The 16,150-nt window shown below is 64.2% G+C and carries 16 protein-coding genes and 1 pseudogene; 4 read left to right on the plus strand and 13 right to left on the minus strand.

Annotated features, from left to right (window positions below; translation table 11 throughout):
• Positions 1-20: 20 nt before the first annotated feature.
• The 8 genes from NKL06_RS31325 to NKL06_RS31360 form a co-directional block, all read right to left on the minus strand.
• Complete coding sequence (locus NKL06_RS31325; protein ID WP_023690769.1) at positions 21-1,088, minus strand: ABC transporter ATP-binding protein; 1,068 nt, start codon at positions 1,086-1,088, stop codon at positions 21-23.
• Complete coding sequence (locus NKL06_RS31330) at positions 1,088-1,876, minus strand: ABC transporter permease (protein ID WP_023696229.1); 789 nt, start codon at positions 1,874-1,876, stop codon at positions 1,088-1,090. The genes NKL06_RS31325 and NKL06_RS31330 overlap by 1 nt, the downstream gene beginning before the upstream one ends.
• Positions 1,876-2,745: an ABC transporter permease gene (locus tag NKL06_RS31335; protein ID WP_023690767.1), complete on the minus strand. Its 870-nt coding sequence runs from the start codon at positions 2,743-2,745 to the stop codon at positions 1,876-1,878. Before NKL06_RS31335 ends, NKL06_RS31330 begins: the two co-directional genes overlap by 1 nt.
• A gap of 66 nt (positions 2,746-2,811) precedes the next feature.
• Positions 2,812-3,873, minus strand: a complete 1,062-nt coding sequence (locus NKL06_RS31340) for an ABC transporter substrate-binding protein (RefSeq protein ID WP_023690766.1) — start codon at positions 3,871-3,873, stop codon at positions 2,812-2,814.
• 33 nt (positions 3,874-3,906) lie between these two features.
• Entirely contained in the window at positions 3,907-4,881 is a 975-nt protein-coding gene (locus NKL06_RS31345; protein WP_023690765.1) for a PfkB family carbohydrate kinase, read from the minus strand.
• Complete coding sequence (locus tag NKL06_RS31350) at positions 4,878-5,912, minus strand: ADP-ribosylglycohydrolase family protein (protein ID WP_023690764.1); 1,035 nt, start codon at positions 5,910-5,912, stop codon at positions 4,878-4,880. The genes NKL06_RS31345 and NKL06_RS31350 overlap by 4 nt, the downstream gene beginning before the upstream one ends.
• A 3-nt stretch (positions 5,913-5,915) precedes the next feature.
• Positions 5,916-6,641, minus strand: a complete 726-nt coding sequence (locus NKL06_RS31355; protein WP_023687928.1) for a GntR family transcriptional regulator — start codon at positions 6,639-6,641, stop codon at positions 5,916-5,918.
• 209 nt (positions 6,642-6,850) lie between these two features.
• Positions 6,851-7,621 carry an IclR family transcriptional regulator domain-containing protein gene (locus NKL06_RS31360; protein ID WP_023690763.1) on the minus strand — a complete coding sequence of 257 codons (771 nt, stop codon included), beginning with the start codon at positions 7,619-7,621 and terminating at the stop codon, positions 6,851-6,853.
• A gap of 116 nt (positions 7,622-7,737) precedes the next feature.
• On the opposite strand from NKL06_RS31360, the gene NKL06_RS31365 reads away from it, so the two are divergent.
• From NKL06_RS31365 to pcaF, 3 genes are read left to right on the plus strand one after another with little or no spacing between them, the layout of a single operon-like run.
• Positions 7,738-8,595 carry a CoA transferase subunit A gene (locus NKL06_RS31365; RefSeq protein ID WP_023690762.1) on the plus strand — a complete coding sequence of 286 codons (858 nt, stop codon included), beginning with the start codon at positions 7,738-7,740 and terminating at the stop codon, positions 8,593-8,595.
• The gene (locus NKL06_RS31370; protein WP_023690761.1) at positions 8,592-9,380 is read left to right on the plus strand and encodes a CoA-transferase subunit beta; all 789 of its coding nucleotides are present in this window, start codon (positions 8,592-8,594) and stop codon (positions 9,378-9,380) included. The genes NKL06_RS31365 and NKL06_RS31370 overlap by 4 nt, the downstream gene beginning before the upstream one ends.
• Position 9,381: 1 nt before the next feature.
• Positions 9,382-10,587 (plus strand): 3-oxoadipyl-CoA thiolase, encoded by a 1,206-nt coding sequence (gene pcaF / locus NKL06_RS31375; protein WP_023690760.1) that lies wholly within the window; start codon positions 9,382-9,384, stop codon positions 10,585-10,587.
• Between the two features lie 13 nt (positions 10,588-10,600).
• On the opposite strand, the gene pobA is transcribed toward pcaF, so the two are convergent.
• From pobA to NKL06_RS31400, 5 genes and pseudogenes are all read right to left on the minus strand, one after another.
• On the minus strand, positions 10,601-11,773 hold the full coding sequence (gene pobA, locus NKL06_RS31380) for a 4-hydroxybenzoate 3-monooxygenase (protein WP_023690759.1): 1,173 nt from the start codon (positions 11,771-11,773) through the stop codon (positions 10,601-10,603).
• On the minus strand, positions 11,773-12,825 hold the full coding sequence (locus NKL06_RS31385; protein WP_023690758.1) for a 3-carboxy-cis,cis-muconate cycloisomerase: 1,053 nt from the start codon (positions 12,823-12,825) through the stop codon (positions 11,773-11,775). The genes pobA and NKL06_RS31385 overlap by 1 nt, the downstream gene beginning before the upstream one ends.
• A gap of 16 nt (positions 12,826-12,841) precedes the next feature.
• Positions 12,842-13,456, minus strand: coding sequence for a protocatechuate 3,4-dioxygenase subunit alpha (pcaG, locus tag NKL06_RS31390; RefSeq protein WP_023690757.1), 615 nt, complete (start codon positions 13,454-13,456; stop codon positions 12,842-12,844).
• A pseudogene (gene pcaH, locus NKL06_RS31395) lies at positions 13,456-14,100 on the minus strand (protocatechuate 3,4-dioxygenase subunit beta); the annotation flags it as partial. The gene pcaG and the pseudogene pcaH, both read right to left, overlap by 1 nt.
• Entirely contained in the window at positions 13,998-14,933 is a 936-nt protein-coding gene (locus NKL06_RS31400; RefSeq protein ID WP_352581532.1) for a trypsin-like serine peptidase, read from the minus strand. The pseudogene pcaH and the gene NKL06_RS31400, both read right to left, overlap by 103 nt.
• Positions 14,934-15,439: 506 nt before the next feature.
• Between NKL06_RS31400 and NKL06_RS31405 the strand changes: the two genes are divergently transcribed.
• Positions 15,440-16,126, plus strand: coding sequence for a Crp/Fnr family transcriptional regulator (locus NKL06_RS31405; RefSeq protein ID WP_023682508.1), 687 nt, complete (start codon positions 15,440-15,442; stop codon positions 16,124-16,126).
• Positions 16,127-16,150: the final 24 nt, after the last annotated feature.

Consider the following 16,150-nt stretch of genomic DNA (forward strand, 5'->3'; position numbering starts at 1 on the left):
TGCCGGGGTGACGGTGCGAACTAGTTTGCGGCAATCAGCACAGTGCTTTCCGGCGACCAGCTGAGCATTACATCCTGGCCCTCGGCCAGCCGGTCATTGCCGGTATTCTGGACGATGACCTTCAGCGTCTGGCCGGCGCGCTCGACGAAATAGGTGCTGTTGTTGCCGGCGAAGATGCGCTTGGAGATCTGGCCCTTCAGAGCGTTGGCATTGGCCGCATCCGCAACCCCGGCATCGGTCGCGATGCGAATGCGTTCGGGACGCACGGCGCAGCTGGCCTTCGTACCGGCGGCAAGCCGATCACCCACCCCGGCGGCGATCGCCGTGCCGTCAGGCAGCCGGATGCCGTTGCCGGTCGCATCGCCGCGAAAAATGTTTGCGTCGCCAAGGAAGGTGGCGGCGAACTCGCTCTTCGGCCGGTTGTAGATCTCCTCCGGTGGCCCTTCCTGCACGAGCTTGCCGTCGCGCAAGATGCCGATGCGGTCGCTCATCGTCAGCGCCTCTTCCTGGTCGTGGGTGACGAAGATGGTGGTGATGCCGACCTCGCGCTGGATGCGTTTCAGCTCGATCTGCATGTCAACGCGCAGCGCCTTGTCGAGCGCGCCGAGCGGCTCGTCGAGCAGCAGCACGCGCGGCTTGGTGACGATGGCGCGCGCCAGCGCCACACGCTGGCGTTGGCCGCCGGAGAGCTGGTGCGGCCGGCGCTCGCCGAGCTTCCCGAGTTGGACGAGATCGAGCGCGCGCTGCACTTCGGTGGCGATCGTCGCTTTCGTTTCGCCGCGCACCGACAGGCCGAAGGCGACATTGTCGGCAACGCTCATATTGGGAAACAGCGCATAGTTCTGGAACACCATGCCGATGCGCCGCTTTTCGACCGGCACGCGTTCCACACTCTCGCCGCCAATGGCAATGCGGCCAGTATCGGGAAAGTCGAAGCCGGCGATCTGGCGAAGCAGCGTGGTCTTGCCGCTGCCCGATGGGCCGAGCAACGCATAAAAGCCGCCATCGGCGAAATCGATGGAGACGTCGTCCAGCGCCTTGTGCGCGCCAAAACTGCGCGAGACGTTCGATACCTGCACGCCGGCCATTATTTCTCTCCGCCGAATTTGAAGAAGCGCGCCGTGAGCAGCATCAGCGCCATCGACACGACGATGATGATGGTCGAGACCGCGTTGATCTCGGGCGTGAACCCCTTGCGGATCGCGGCGTAGATTTCGACCGGCAGCGTCGTCTGCCCCGGGGTCGCCAGGAAGTAGGAGACGACGAACTGGTCGAACGACACGGCAAATGCGAACAAGCCGCCGGCAATGACGCCGGGCATGATCCACGGCAGCGTCACACGCCTCGTCACTTGCCACTGGTTGGCGCCGAGCGAGCGCGCCGCCTCTTCCAGCTCCGGTGCAAAAGTCTGCAGCCGGGCCGAGACGACGACGATGACATAGGGCAGCGCCAGCGCCACATGGCCGAGCAGGATGGCGAACAGGCCGCGACCAATGCCGACGCCGAAGAAGAAGATCAGCATCGCCGTGCCGGTGATCAGCCACGGAATGGCGATTGGCGGAAACAGCAGCGCCTGCAGCACTTTCTTGCCGCGGAAATCATAGCGGAACAGCGCTAGCGAAGCGGCCGAGCCAAGCACCACTGAGATGAGCGTGGTGATGACCGCGATCTCGAGGCTGTTCCAGGTGGCCGCGATCAGCTGGTCGTTCTGCCAGAGCGAGGCATACCATTCCGTCGTCCATTCGAACGGCAATTGGTAGAAGGGCGAGACGTTGAACGACATCAGCGCCATGATGATGATCGGCAGATAGAGGAAGGCGAGCAGCAGTCCGATGTAGAAGCGGCCTAGTCCTTCGAGGATGCGGGTCGTCATCATCAAGCAGCCCTCCGCAGCACCGGCGAGGCAACCGCCAGGATCACCAGCACCACCGCCAGCAGGATGAAGGAAAGCGCCGCCCCCAGCGGCCAGTTGAAGACGGCGACGAACTGGTCCTCGATCACCGTGCCGTAGAACGTGCCGGTGCGGCCGCCGAGGATGCGCGGCTCCATGAACGAGCCGACGACCGGCACGAAGATCAGTGCCGCACCTGCCACTAGGCCGGGCATCGACAGCGGGATGATCACCCGCTTCAGCACCTGCAGCCGCGAGGCGCCGAGCGAACGTCCGGCCTCGATCAGCGAGTCATCGATGGCCTGCAAAGTGAGGTAACAGGTCAGCACCATATAGGGCACGTAGGAGTGCACCAGGCCGATGATGACTGCGGGGTAGGAATACATCAGATCGATGTTGATCTTGAACGGCAGCACGGCGTTGAGCGCCGTGTCGAGGATGCCGCCCTCGCGCAGCACCATCGCCCAGGAGAAGATGCGCACCAGCCCGTTCGACCAGAACGGCAAGATGACCAGCAGGAAGATCGCCTCGCGGCTGCGCCCCTTCAGCACCTTGGCCAGCACATAGGCCGCGGGATAGCCGATGACGACGCACCAGAGCGTCACCTCAAGGCCGAGCCGAAGCGAAGCCAGCAGCAGCGTCAGGTATAGGCTCTGCGAGAAGAAGGCGGCGTAATTGCCAAGGGTGAACGCCCACGGCTTTCCCGACAGCGGCAGGTCGGTCATGAAGGAGAAGAATACCATGGCCGAGAGCGGCAGGAAGATCGCCACCGTCAGCCAGAGATAGGCCGGCGCCAGCAGCGGCAGGGCCGATCTCAGCCCGCTGCGCGACGCGACCGCACCCTGTACTGCCATGATACCCTCCTCCCCAGGATTGAAGGGCCAGCCGGCGCCAACCGCCGGCTGGTCCGGACGTGAGCGTTACTTCACGTCGACTTTGAGCTGCTGCCACAGCGCCAGATAGGCCTCGCGCTGCGCGTCGGTGATCGGCGCCTGGAACTGGATGCGCTTGGCCACCTCGGGATCGCCCATCACCTTGCGGTTGAAGGAGTCTTCAGGCAGCGCTTCCACCGCCTTGGTGTTGGCCGACACCGGAGCGCCGACCTTGGTGACCCATTCGACATAGAATTTCGGATCGATCATCCAGTTGATGAAGGCCTGCGCACCTTCGACATTCTTCGAGCCCACCGGGATCGAGAACGCGTCGAGCCAGGCGACGGCGCCTTCCTGCGGAACGACCAGCGAGACCGGCAGCTTGAAGTGGGTCTTGGCGCGATCGGCCGAGCCGCTCCAATAGGTGCCGATGTCGATCTGGTTGGAGGCGACCATCTGGTTCCAGTCGTTCTCCGAGCTCCAGAAGGTCTTGATCTGCGGCATCAGCGAGGTCAGCTTGGTCTTGACCGCGTCCATATCCTTGATGTCGTTGATGTTCTGGCCGGTGGCGATGGCGCCGAACTGCACCGCTTCGACAGCGTCGTCGCGAATGACGACCCGGCCCTTATGCGCTGGGTCCCACATTTCGGCGATCGAGGTCGGTGGCTTGTCGAAGGACTTTTCGTTGATAGCCAGCGCCGTCAGGCCCCACACCCACGGCACGCCATAGACCTTGCCGTCATGGTCGAGCATCGGCGATTGCGCCTTGTCCTTGCTGATGTCGGCATAGTTCGGCAGCTTGGAGGTATCGATCGGCTGGATCAGCTTTTCCGCCATCGCCTGACCGTTGAAGGCGGCGTTGATCATGACCACGTCATAGAGGCCCGGATTGGTGCGGATCTTGGTCAGCATTTCCTGTTCGGAATTGAAGAAGTCGTTGACGACCTTGTTGCCGGTCGCCTTTTCGAAGGCTTCGATCGCCCACGGCTCGTCGGCGCCGTAGCCCTTCCAGTTGAGCACATGCACTTCGGCGGCACTGGCGGCCAGCGTGAGCGCGGAGGTGATGACGGCGGTCGCCGTCAGCAGGGCAGTCAGTCTTGGCATGCGCATGTTCGTTCCTCTCTTGTTTGCCCGCTTGGCGGGTCAGGCTGTCTGATGGGCCTTCTGGTTCTGGCCCGGCTCGCCCGTGGCGGCCTGGCTCAGGAAAGTCTGGATCTCGCTGTCGGTCGGCGCCGATGAGCCGCCATGGCGGGTGACGGAAAGTGCTGCCGCCGCATTGGCATAGCGCGCCGCCTCGAAGGGATGCACGCCGCGCGCGAGTGCACTGACGAAACCGCCGATATGGGTGTCGCCGGCGCCATTGGTGTCGATGGCATCGACCTTGAAGCCGGCAATGGTCTGCGTCTCGCCATTGACCAACCTCACGAAACAGCCCTTGGCGCCGGCGCGGATAACGACGCCTTCGGCCTTTGGGCAGTGGTCGGCGAGCAGCCGGGCGGCGAGTGCCTCGACATCGCCTTGCCCAGCGATCTCGACCGCTTCCGTCATGTTGCAGCTCAGCCATGTCGTACGGGCAAGCACCCGCGACAGGATAGGACGTGGGATATCCGCGATGACCGGCGTTGGATCGAAAACGAAGGGAATGTTTTCTGGCAGCGCCTCGATCCAGTCGGTCAGCGCGTCGCGGCTGCCGGAATAGCTCAGCGTATAGCCCGACGTGAACACCCAATCATCAGGCGCGACCACCACGGGCCTCATCATCTCGAGGCTGAGAATGCTCTCCGCACCGGGCCACGACACGAAGGTGCGCTCGGCATCCCCGGAGATCATGGCGACGCAATTGCCGCTGTCCATGACCGGCGATGGCGACGTCAGCGTTATGATGCCTTCGGCCGCAAACGCGGCGCGCAAAAAATCGCCATTCGGTCCGCTGCCGAGCTGGCCGCCGAACACCACCGTCATGCCGGTGCGGCTGGCCGCGACCATCATGTTGAAGCCGCCGCCGGCGACCTGCGCAAAGCTCGACGCGGTCTTCTCGCAGCCCGGCGCCGGCAAGGCGTCGATGCGGTAGACATAGTCGACGACGGCGCTGCCGATATGGACCAGACGCCCACTCATGCCGCGGCATCCTTGCTGGCCTTTGCCGTGCGCGCCGCGACGAGGTCTTCGGCAAGCGAGCGCACCTCCCCCATATCTATGCCGACGAGCCCGGCAATGTGTTGTTGCGGCAGTTGCGAAAAGCCGACGCAGGCGCCGGCCATGCCTGAGGCAATCGCGCCGATCGTGTCGGTGTCGCCGCCGAGATTGGCGCTGATGATTGCCGCTTGCCAGGGATCGCCCTGCGCGACTTCAAGCACGGCGAAAGCTGCCGGCACGGACTCCTGGCTGGCCACACCGGTGCCGACGAGATCGGTGATGAGCCCGATCGCATCCCGCATGGTCTTGCCGCGCACGAGCTCCTGCGCCCAGGCGATACGCGCGGCGATATCGCCACCAGTCACCCAATGTCCGAGCCGGGCGCCTCGCCGCGCGGCTGCTACCGCGCTGTCGGAAGCGGCACGCCAGTCGCCACCGGCGACGCCGTGGCTGGCGGCGGCGGCAACTGCTGCGGCCGAAGCGATGGCGATCGAAGTGTTGTGCGTGGCACGGCAAGTTTCGGCCACCTTGGCGACGAAAGCGTCGAGCGGTTCCAGCGGCATCATGATGCCGACCGGCGCGATGCGCATGGCCGCGCCATTGGTGTCGCCCCGGCTTCCCGCCTCTTCCGCCGGCACGCCGTCATTGATGGCGTCGATGGCGCGCTTGGTCGATGGTCCCAGCAGGTCATAGCTGCCGCGCGCCTTGACCTCGCGCTCCCAGTCGAGCAGTGCGTTCACCCAGCGCGCATGATCGAAGCGGTCGCCGGACTGGACCAGAATGCGACCAAGCAGCAGCGCCTGTTCGGTATCGTCGGTGATGGTGCCGGCAACGAGCCCCTTCGACACCGGATGATCGGCAAACGGCGCCACGAAATCCTCGACATGGCCGTATAGCTCGGCGATCCGCGCCGGCGACAGAAGCTGCGTCGGCATGCCCAGCGCATCACCGAGCGCCCCACCGACAAGCGCGCCCATGGCGCGATCGAGCGCGTCGTTGGTTCTGTCCGGCATCGCTCAAAACCTCATATGCAGCGCGAAATGCGCCGGGTTGAGCAGGCTGGTTACATATTCGATCGGCCGGTCGTCGGCCGCACGCGTCAGCCGGCGTCCGCGCAGGAATGGCGTGCCTTGCGGGCAGCCGAGAATGGCGGCGTCTTCGGCATTCAGCATCTCGATGCCGACCCATTCCTCGCCATGGTCTGGGATGAGGCCGGCGCCGCGCAGCGTCTGGTGCAGCGAGCCTTCGCGCAGACCGCGCAGCGGCACGTCCTCCAGTTCGGGCGACAGCGGCAGGCGGCTGCGTTCGATGGAGATCGCATGGCCGTCGCTGGCATTGGTGCGCACCCGGTCGACGGCGATGAAGAACGGGCTTTCGATGCCAAGCAGCGCGGCAAGATCGGCATCCTCGATCACTTCAAGCCGCAGCGTCCGCGTCTCGGCATTGGCGCCGGCATTGGCCAGCGCCCGCGACCAGCCAATGCTGTCATCGACCGGCTTGCCGTCGAAAGTGACGAAGGAGCCGATGCCGACCTTAGTCGTGATCAGCCCACGGCTGGACAACTCCTCGAGGCCCTTGCGGACCGTGTTGCGGCTGACGGAAAAGCGCTGGACGAGTTCGTTCTCGCTTTGCAGGCGGTCGCCGAAGCCAAGCACGCCGGAGCGGATCTCATGTTCGAGAACGGTGGCGATCTGCTCGGGCTTGCCCGTGCCGGGAGAAAGTTGAACCGCGCGCCGCTTCATATGGGTACCTGTTCAGTAAACCTGTATAGTCCTGTTCGATATTGGAGTTGAAGGGCGACGTCAACGATATATTTGGATTCACGCATATGCGTTGTGCTCAGGAGGTGCCCCGGGCATCGTTTGTTCGCATGGCGACGCTAACCGCGCAGGGCGTCCCGTCTCCGAGACAGAGCGGGGGCAGCGCTTCCCTCAGGCGATTAGCCTTGCGCTCACACGAAGAAAAATTCCTCAATCCGTTGCTTGGCCGTCCGCAGCGCTGGCAGGATATCCCGCTCCATCGCCTCGACGGAGAACCGCGCCGACTGCGTCGAGACGTTGATCGCCGCCACGGTCTTGCCGGCGCGGTCATAGATCGGCACCGCTATCGAGCGCAGGCCAAGTTCCAGCTCTTCATCGACGACGGCAAAGCCATCCGCCCTCGCCGCGTCGATGGCCTTGGCCAGCGCGGCGCGGCTGGTGATCGTCTTCGGCGTGCGCCGTTCGATCCTCGCCTCTGCAAGCAAGGCCTTCAGCTCATCCGCGCCCAGCCCCGCAAGCAGGACGCGCCCCATCGAGGTGCAATGCGCCGGCAGCCTGGTGCCGACATCGAGCGAAACGCTGAGGATGCGGCGGCCAGGAATGCGCGCGACATAGACGACTTCCTCGCCCGACAGCACCGCCGCGTTACAGGCCTCGTCGAATTGGCCCGCGACGTCGCGCATGATGGATGCCGCGAATGTCCACAGCGAGGCGCCGCCGAGCCAAGAGCGCACGATGGCGAGCAGGCGCGGCGACAGCGAAAACTGCCGGCCGGATTGCGTGGCATAGCCGGTGGCGGTCAGCGTCAGCAGGAAGCGACGCGCGCCGGCGCGGGTCAGCCCCGCCTCCTCCGCCATTTCGGTCAGCGTCATCCCGGCCGGATGCCGGGCCAGTATCTCCATGACTGCAAGGCCGCGCTCCAGCGAGCCGACATGGTCGCGCGTCTTTGCCTTGTCCTCCATGCGGCCTCCGCAAGACAATGCGCCGCCTTGACTCGTCTCGGCGGCGCGATGTAAAAATATCTCATACAAAACAAATGTTCGCAATACGAACTTTTTGAACTTCGGAGTTCTTGGCGATGGTCAATTTCCTGCCGCTCAAACAGGCCGTGGCTGAGAACCTGCATGATGGCGATACGGTCGCCTTCGAAGGCTTCACGCATCTGATCCCGACGGCGGCGGCGCATGAGGCCATCCGTCAGGGCTTTCGCGACCTGACGCTCATCCGCATGACCCCCGACCTGATCTACGACCAGATGATCGGCATGGGCATGGCCAAGAAGATCATCTTCTCCTATGTCGGCAATCCCGGCGTCGGCCTGCTGCGCCGCGCCCGCGACGCCATCGAGAACGGCTTCCCCCGGTCGATCGAGATCGAGGAGCACAGCCATGCCGGCATGGCCAACGCCTACGAGGCGGGAGCTGCCGGCCTGCCTTGCGCGGTGTTCCGCGGCTATCGCGGCGCCGGGCTGGCGGCAATTAATCCCAACATCCGCTCGGTCACCTGCCCGTTCACCGGCGAGGTGCTTGCCGCCGTTCCTTCCATCCGCCCGGACGTGACCTTCATCCACGCTCAGAAGGCCGACAAAAAGGGCAATGTGCTGGTCGAAGGCATTATCGGCATCCAGAAGGAAGCGGTACTCGCGGCCAAGCGCGCCGTGGTGACGGTAGAGGAAGTCGTCGACAATTTCGACGACCTGCATCCCAACCTCACCGTGCTGCCGCGCTGGACCATCGCTGCGATCTCGGTGGTATCAGGCGGTTCGCATCCCTCCTACACGCACGGCTATTATGTGCGCGACAATGCCGCCTATCTCGAATGGGACGACATCGCCGCCGACCGTGAAAGATTCCAGGCCTGGATGCAGGCCAATGTCCTCGAGCGCACCGCGGACGATTTCGCCGGCCGCGTAAAGCATCTGAGGAGCGCGGCATGAGCGGCTTTACTCCCAATGAGATGATGACGATTGCCGCCAGCCGAGCCCTGAAAAACGACGATGTCTGCTTCGTCGGCATTGGCGCGCCGTCGGCCGCCTGCAACGTCGCGCGGCTGACGCATGCGCCCGACATCACGCTGATCTATGAAAGCGGCACCATCGGCACCGCGCCCGATGTTTTGCCGCTGTCGATCGGTGACGGCGAACTTTGCGACACCGCCGTCACGACCGTCTCGGTGCCGGAGATGTTTCGTTACTGGCTGCAGGGCGGCCGCATTTCGATTGGTTTCCTCGGTGCCGCCCAGCTCGACAAGTTCGGCAACATCAACACCACCATCATCGGCGACTATGCGCATCCCAAGACCCGCCTGCCCGGCGGCGGCGGCGCGCCGGAGATCGCCACCTCGTCGAAGGAGATCTACATCACCATGGCGCAGTCCAAGCGCGGCATGGTCGAGAAGATCGACTTCTTCACCTCCTTCGGCCATGGCGATGGGGGCGATCACCGCCAGCGCCTAGGCATCGACACCGCTGGACCGACGCTGCTGATCACCGACCTCGCCATCTGGAAGCCCGACCCGATGAGCAAGGAATTCACCGTTGTGTCGCTGCATCCCGGCGTGACGCGGCAGCAGGTGCAGGACAGCTGCGGCTGGATCGTAAAGTTCGCCGAGGCGCTTGACGAAACGCCGGCGCCGACGGAACTCGAGCTGACGACATTGCGTGACCTGCAGGCCCGCACCAAGGCGGCGCATGAGGGAAGCGGAAAAGAAAAGGCTGCATGACATGACCGAGGCATTCATCTGCGATTACATCCGCACCCCGATCGGCCGTTTCGGCGGCTCGCTGTCGTCGGTGCGGGCCGACGATCTCGGCGCCATTCCGCTGAAGGCGCTGGTCGAGCGCAATTCCGGCATCGACTGGCAGGCCATCGACGACGTCGTCTATGGCTGCGCCAACCAGGCCGGCGAGGACAATCGCAATGTCGCGCGCATGTCGCTCCTGCTCGCCGGATTGCCGCAGGAAGTGTCAGGCTCGACCGTCAATCGCCTCTGCGGGTCCGGCATGGACGCGCTCACCATCGCCGCCCGCGCCATCAAGGCGGGCGAAGCCGAGTTGATGATCGCCGGCGGCGTCGAATCGATGAGCCGCGCCCCCTTCGTCATGCCCAAGGCCGAGACCGCCTTTTCGCGCCATGCCGAGATCCACGACACCACCATCGGCTGGCGTTTCATCAACCCGCTGATGAAGAAACAGTATGGCGTCGATTCCATGCCGGAGACCGGCGAGAACGTCGCCGAGGATTTTTCAGTGTCGCGCGCCGACCAGGACGCCTTTGCCGTGCGCAGCCAGGACAAGGCCGTCGCGGCACAGGCCAATGGCCGGCTGGCGAAGGAGATTACCCCGGTGACGATCCCACAGAAAAAGGGCGATGCGATTATCGTATCGAAGGATGAGCATCCCCGCGCCGGCACCACGGTCGAGTCGCTAGCCAAATTGCCGACGCCGTTCCGCCAGGGCGGCACCGTCACCGCCGGCAACGCGTCCGGCGTCAATGACGGCGCGGCAGCGCTGATCATCGCCTCCGAAGCGGCTGTGAAAAAATACGGCCTGACGCCGATCGCCCGCGTCCTCGGCGGCGCTGCTGCCGGCGTGGCGCCACGCATCATGGGCATCGGCCCTGCCCCGGCGACACAAAAGCTCTGCGCCCGCCTCGGCCTGACACCGCAGCAATTCGATGTCATCGAGCTCAACGAAGCTTTCGCCTCCCAAGGCATCGCCGTGCTCCGCCAACTCGGCATCTCCGAGGACGCGGAGCACGTTAATCCGAATGGCGGCGCCATCGCGCTTGGTCATCCCTTGGGCATGTCGGGCGCGCGTACCACTGGCACCGCGGCACTGGAACTGCGCGAGCGCAGCGCCCGCTATGCGCTGGCCACCATGTGCATCGGCGTCGGCCAGGGCATCGCGGTGGCGCTCGAACGGGTTTGAGTTTGCACCGCCCTTAATAGGGCAAACCGACATAGTTTTCAGCCAGCGCGGTCGACGCCGCTTGCGAATGCACGAGATAGTCGAGCTCGGCTTCCTGGATGCGCTGGCCGAACTCGCCCGTATCGGGAAAGCGGTGCAGCATCGTCGTCATCCACCAGGAGAAGCGCACCGCCTTCCACACTCTGGCCAGCGCCTTGGCTGAATAAGCGTCGAGCCTGCTTGGTGATTTGTCCAGATAGAATTCGCGAAGCCCGGCAAAGAGATAGCGCACGTCGCTGGCGGCAAGGTTGAGCCCCTTGGCGCCCGTCGGCGGCACGATATGGGCGGCGTCGCCGACCAGGAACAGCCGGCCGAAGCGCATCGGCTCGGCGACGAAGGAGCGCAGCGGCGCAATCGATTTTTCGAAGGACGGGCCGGTAACGACCGCGGCTGCGGTCTGTTCCGGCAGGCGACTGCGCAATTCGTCCCAGAAGCGACCGTCGCTCCAGGCGTCGACCTGTTCGTCAGCCGGGACCTGCACATAGTAGCGGCTGCGATGCGTCGACCGCATCGAGCACAGCGCAAAGCCCCGCTCATGGTTGGCGTAGACCAGTTCGTGATCGGCCGGCGGCACTTCGGCCAGCACGCCGAGCCAGCCGAAGGTATAGGTCCGCTCGAAGGTTTTCAGCGCCCGCCCAGGCGCCGATTTGCGGCTGACGCCGTGATAGCCATCGCAGCCGGCGATGAAGTCGCAGTCGATGCGATGGCCGACGCCGTCCTTGCTATAGGTGACGTAAGGCGCCTCGCCATCGAAACCATGCAGCGCGACGTTGGCCGCCTCATAGACGGTGGTCAGCCCGGCCGCCTCGCGCTTGTCCATCAGATCGTGCGTCACTTCGGTCTGGCCATAGACGGTGACATGCTTTCCCCCAGTCAGTGCCGTGAGGTCGAGCCGGTGCAGGCCGCCGCCGAAGGCAAGCGAGATGCCGGCATGCAGCAGGCCCTCGGCATGCAGCCTTGCAGCTGCGCCCGCCTCTTCGAGCAACTCGACGGTGCCTTGTTCGAGCACCCCTGCCCGCACCCGGCCAAGCACATGCTCCCGGCTCGAACGTTCGAGGATCACCGTCTCGACGCCAATGGTGCCGAGAAGCTGGCCAAGCAGCAGCCCGGACGGTCCGGAGCCGACAATGACGATCTTTGTGCGCATCAGTGTCCCAGGCTTTCAATCTGTCCGGCGAGTTCCGCGGCAAGCCGCAAGGCGGCCGCGGTCGCAACCGCTATTTGCGGCAAGAGCAGCCATTCCAGCGTCCAGGCCGCGCCCGAGCGCTCCTGCTCATGCACCAGCGCCTGGTGCATGCCGGAAAGCTGCGTGGCGTTGAAGCGGGCCAGCGCCACCAGCGCTTCGGCCTTGACCGGATTCTGCTTGTGCGGCATGGCCGATGAGCCGCCACCGCCGGATAGTTTGATCTCGGTGCCGCTCTGCGCCATCAGGGCGACGTCCTGGCCGAACTTGCCGAGGCTGCCGGTGATGAGCGACAGCAAACCGGCGAACTCGGCCAGCGCATCGCGCTGGTTGTGCCATTGCGGCGCATCGCCAAGGCCAAGCTTTGCGGCAAGGGCGGCGCGCACTGCGGGGCCTTTGTCGCCGAGCTTTTCCAGCGTGCCGGCGGCGCCGCCGAATTGCACTACTAGCAGACCCTTGGATTGCTCTGAGAGTCTCTGCTGATGCCGTTGCAGCGGCGTGCGCCACACCGCCACGCGGTCCGACGCCTGAATTGGGATCGCCGGCTGCATGCGCGTAATCGCTGTCAATGCACGGCTGCCAAAACGTTCTTCCAGCCCCACCAGCCGCAAAATGTTTTCAGTCAGCAGCAGGTCGAGATGTTCAATGAGCCGGCGCAGCCGAAGAACCAGGCCAGTGTCGATGACGTCCTGGCTGGTTGCGCCGAAATGCACGCCGGCGTCGTGCGGCGCGCCGACCGCTGCCTTCAACTGGCGCACCAGTTCGGGCACGATCACGCCATCCTTCGCCACACCGGCCCGCAGCCGCGCGGTGTCCGGCTTGTATGACAACAGGACAGGTATAATCGCCGCGGCGGCATCCGTGCCGATAATCCCGCTTTCGGCTTCCGCTTGCGCCAGCGCGCGCTCGAAATCGAGCATGGCGGCGATTTCCCCATCCACCGAAAAATGCCGAGCCGCCTCCTCGTCGCCGAGCAGGCCGGAAAGCAGCGGATGGTCGAAGGGCGATACGGTCATGTGCTGGTTTCCTCCGTCAGCTGTCGAAGAAGACCGTTTCCTTCTCCCCCTGGAGATGGACGTCGAAAATATAGTCGTCGCCTTGCCGCTCGGCGATCAGCGTCGGCACGCGCACCTTGTGCTCGATGCGGGCCAGGATCGGATCCTCGGCATTGGCCTTGGCCTCGTCGGAGAAATAGAGCCGCGTGTGGAGGCCGATATTGATGCCGCGGGCGACGATCCACAGGCTGATATGCGGCGCCATCAGCCGGCCGTCGCCATACGGCACGCGTCCCGGCTTGATCGTCTGAAAACTGCACAGGCCGGTTTCCATGTCGGTCGGCTGACGGCCCCAGCCCTGAAAATCCGGATCGGCATCGCCGCGCAATTCGGCCGGCGAATTGTAGAAGCCATTGGCATCCGCTTGCCAGATCTCGACCAACGCATCCCTGAGCGGCGTGCCGGTGCCGTCGAGCACGCGAATGCGCAAACCGATGCGGTCGCCCTTGGCGTTGTCGTTGAGCATCGTGGCGCCCAGGTCTGTCGGGTAGACGCCGCCGATACCGCCGAAATTCGGCGTCAGCCCGATATGCACGTAGGGCCCGGCGGTCTGCGACGGGCTCTCCTTCAGCCGGGTCAGCGATTGCGCCATCAATTGCCCTCCGGACGGTTTTCGAACAGCGAGGCGCGGCGTCCGCGCAACACGATGTCGAACTTGTAGGCGCGCGCGTCGAACGGGATCGTCGCCTGCATGTCGAGCGCGGCGACCAGCGTCTCAATCGCCGCCTTGTCGCGGATACCGCGCACGATCGGGCATCGCCAGATCAGCGGGTCGCCCTCGAAATACATCTGGGTGATCAGCCGCTGTGCGAAGCCGTGGCCGAACACCGAGAAATGGATGTGCGACGGCCGCCAGTCATTGGGCCCGTTCGGCCAGGGATAGGGACCTGGCTTCACCGTGCGAAAGGCATAACCGCCATCGGCATCGGTGATGGTGCGGCCGCAGCCGCCGAAATTCGGATCGAGCGGCGCGAGATAGCCGTCCTTCTTGTGGCGGTAGCGGCCGCCTGAATTGGCCTGCCAGAATTCGAGCAGCGCGCCTGAGACGCCCTGGCCGCGCTCGTCGAGCACGCGGCCATAGACGATGATACGCTCGCCGATGGCGCTCTCTCCGGGCTTTGCGAAATTGTGGATCAGGTCATTGTCGAGTTCGCCCAGCATGGCGTGGCCGAACACCGGACCGGTGATTTCCGAAGCCGTGTTGTCGAAGGCCAGCAGCGCCTTTGATCGAAGCCGCCCTGCAGCATGCCCGGTTGCAGGCGCTTGACCTGGAAACGATTGCGCATGAGCTCGTTCTGGACATCGACCGCGTTGCGATTGTCGAACGCGGGATAGCCGATGGCGACGACTTCCTGGCGCAGCATATCGCGCGCGTCGGCGACCGCGAGCGACAGCGGCGTGATGTTGTCGGGCAGGCCTTCGACTTCGAGGATCGCCATGTCCCAATAGGGATGGATCATCCGGACATTGCGGATCTTGAAGACGTTTCCCGCCGCCGAATCGCGCTTGAAGTCGATGCCGGCGGCGCGGCCGTTGATGAATTGCAGATTGCGGTCGCCAAGGCCGTCCGCAAATATCTGCGCCACATGACGATTGGTCATCAACAGGTTGCGGCCGACGACGAAGCCCGTGCCGCCGTAAGGGATATTGGTGTTCCACAACAGTTCGATACGCCCGATCGCCGGCAGGGCGGCTTCGATGCGCTGCTTCAATGCGGCCTCGCTGGTAAGCTTCGTCCACAGCGAATGGCCAGGTGTCGGAGCGCCGTCGAAAGTCAGCGTCGTAAAGGTGCCATCCTTGATGTCATAGACCGGCCGCAACTCCGGGATGATTATGGCTTCCAGATCGGAAAGCTGCTCGGGCGCGACTTCGGCGCCCCGCGCGAGGCTCTCCATGCCAGCGCGCGCCGATTCAAACGCCGCCTCCGTCTTGCCGGCTCCCGCAGGCGCAAGGGATTCCAGAGCGCCGCCTGCCATCGTCTCCACGTTGCCGAGGACCGATTCAGTCCCCTCGCCCCCGGTGACGAGATCGAGATATCGACGGATTCGCTGCTCTCTGCTGACCGGCATAGTCGCCCCCAAAGGTTCTGTCGAAGTAAATAACTGTATTGCCCCATTTTAGACTGGTGCAATTCTGATTGGCAGGCAAGGAAACAAATCAACTCGCGTCGAAGATGACCGGAGTGCAACGTCGGCATGTCTTTGCCGCAGTCGCTCGCGCGGTGTATGACGCTCGCATTATTTCAGCGATGCCGTATGTGATCTCCGTCACAGACGCTCACGCTGTTTGCGCCCAGCTATCGCAACAGGCGGAAAGGCCATTGCGGCCGCTCGGTTTTACAGAAATTTTATCACCTAACCATTTTAATCAGTTGGCGCCTGCACGCGCGGCTCCTCCCGCCGCGCGTGCAGACGGCTTTCCGCCCGGCACGAGCCAGGCACTGGGCGCGACCACTGCGCCACGCCTTTAGAAGGCGTAATCGCAAGGGATGAACGCCGGCCTTTGACGCGGTGCACTCTTGCCTTAGACTTCGGCCCTTAAACTTCGCCGATTGCGGCAATTGGGAATTTGGAACATGGCTTTTGGCGGCCCCAACGACAGAAACGATCTGCCGCGCCTGGCACGCATCGATCCAAAGCTGTTCGATATCCTGTTCAGCGGCTGCAAGGTCGAGCGCTACGCCGCCGGCCAGCATCTGTTCGTTCAGGAAGATGCCGCCGACCGGATCTACGGGGTCATGAGCGGCACGGTGGAAATCTCGATCTATTCGCCCGGCGGGCAGAAGCTGGTGGCCAATATCGAGCTGTCGCGCAGCCTCGTCGGCGAGATCGGCGCGCTTGACGGGCGGCCACGCACCGCCACCGCCATCTGCCTGACCGCTTGCGAGCTGGTTTCGCTCAGCAGGACACAACTCTTTGATCGCATTGAGAAAAATCCACCGCTGGCACGCGCGATGATCGAACTTCTGTGCGCCCGGCTGCGCTGGGTCAGCGGCGAACTCGGCGACCAGGCCTTCTTCGGCATCGAGGCGAGGCTCGCCAAACGCCTGGTCTTCCTGGCCAAGGTGATGGCCGACAGCGCCGGCTGGATTCCGATCTCGCAATCGGAACTCGGAGAGTTCCTCGGCGCCACGCGCGAGTCCGTCAACAAGACGCTCAACGACTGGCGCAACCGCTCGTTCATTGCCATCAAACGCGGCGGCCTGCGCATCACCGACACCGGGGCGCTGCGCCATATCGCCGAATCGCAGGACGACGACTGACGCCGATCCCGAATCAGCCCCGGC

It is taken from the genome of Mesorhizobium sp. C268A (assembly GCF_040324475.1).
Taxonomy (GTDB): Bacteria; Pseudomonadota; Alphaproteobacteria; order Rhizobiales; family Rhizobiaceae; genus Mesorhizobium.

What these genes read in the sequence shown, in the direction of transcription:
- NKL06_RS31355 (WP_023687928.1), bottom strand. Translation starts at nt 6,641, where the DNA reads ATGAAGCGGCGCGCGGTTCAACTTTCTCCCGGCACGGGCAAGCCCGAG.
- pcaG (WP_023690757.1), bottom strand. Translation starts at nt 13,456, where the DNA reads ATGGCGCAATCGCTGACCCGGCTGAAGGAGAGCCCGTCGCAGACCGCC.
- NKL06_RS31400 (WP_352581532.1), bottom strand. Translation starts at nt 14,933, where the DNA reads ATGCCGGTCAGCAGAGAGCAGCGAATCCGTCGATATCTCGATCTCGTC.
- NKL06_RS31330 (WP_023696229.1), bottom strand. Translation starts at nt 1,876, where the DNA reads ATGATGACGACCCGCATCCTCGAAGGACTAGGCCGCTTCTACATCGGA.
- NKL06_RS31405 (WP_023682508.1), top strand. Translation starts at nt 15,440, where the DNA reads ATGGCTTTTGGCGGCCCCAACGACAGAAACGATCTGCCGCGCCTGGCA.
- NKL06_RS31360 (WP_023690763.1), bottom strand. Translation starts at nt 7,621, where the DNA reads ATGGAGGACAAGGCAAAGACGCGCGACCATGTCGGCTCGCTGGAGCGC.
- NKL06_RS31385 (WP_023690758.1), bottom strand. Translation starts at nt 12,825, where the DNA reads ATGACCGTATCGCCCTTCGACCATCCGCTGCTTTCCGGCCTGCTCGGC.
- NKL06_RS31350 (WP_023690764.1), bottom strand. Translation starts at nt 5,912, where the DNA reads ATGCCGGACAGAACCAACGACGCGCTCGATCGCGCCATGGGCGCGCTT.
- NKL06_RS31325 (WP_023690769.1), bottom strand. Translation starts at nt 1,088, where the DNA reads ATGGCCGGCGTGCAGGTATCGAACGTCTCGCGCAGTTTTGGCGCGCAC.
- pcaF (WP_023690760.1), top strand. Translation starts at nt 9,382, where the DNA reads ATGACCGAGGCATTCATCTGCGATTACATCCGCACCCCGATCGGCCGT.
- NKL06_RS31370 (WP_023690761.1), top strand. Translation starts at nt 8,592, where the DNA reads ATGAGCGGCTTTACTCCCAATGAGATGATGACGATTGCCGCCAGCCGA.
- NKL06_RS31365 (WP_023690762.1), top strand. Translation starts at nt 7,738, where the DNA reads ATGGTCAATTTCCTGCCGCTCAAACAGGCCGTGGCTGAGAACCTGCAT.
- NKL06_RS31340 (WP_023690766.1), bottom strand. Translation starts at nt 3,873, where the DNA reads ATGCGCATGCCAAGACTGACTGCCCTGCTGACGGCGACCGCCGTCATC.
- pobA (WP_023690759.1), bottom strand. Translation starts at nt 11,773, where the DNA reads ATGCGCACAAAGATCGTCATTGTCGGCTCCGGACCGTCCGGGCTGCTG.
- NKL06_RS31345 (WP_023690765.1), bottom strand. Translation starts at nt 4,881, where the DNA reads ATGAGTGGGCGTCTGGTCCATATCGGCAGCGCCGTCGTCGACTATGTC.
- NKL06_RS31335 (WP_023690767.1), bottom strand. Translation starts at nt 2,745, where the DNA reads ATGGCAGTACAGGGTGCGGTCGCGTCGCGCAGCGGGCTGAGATCGGCC.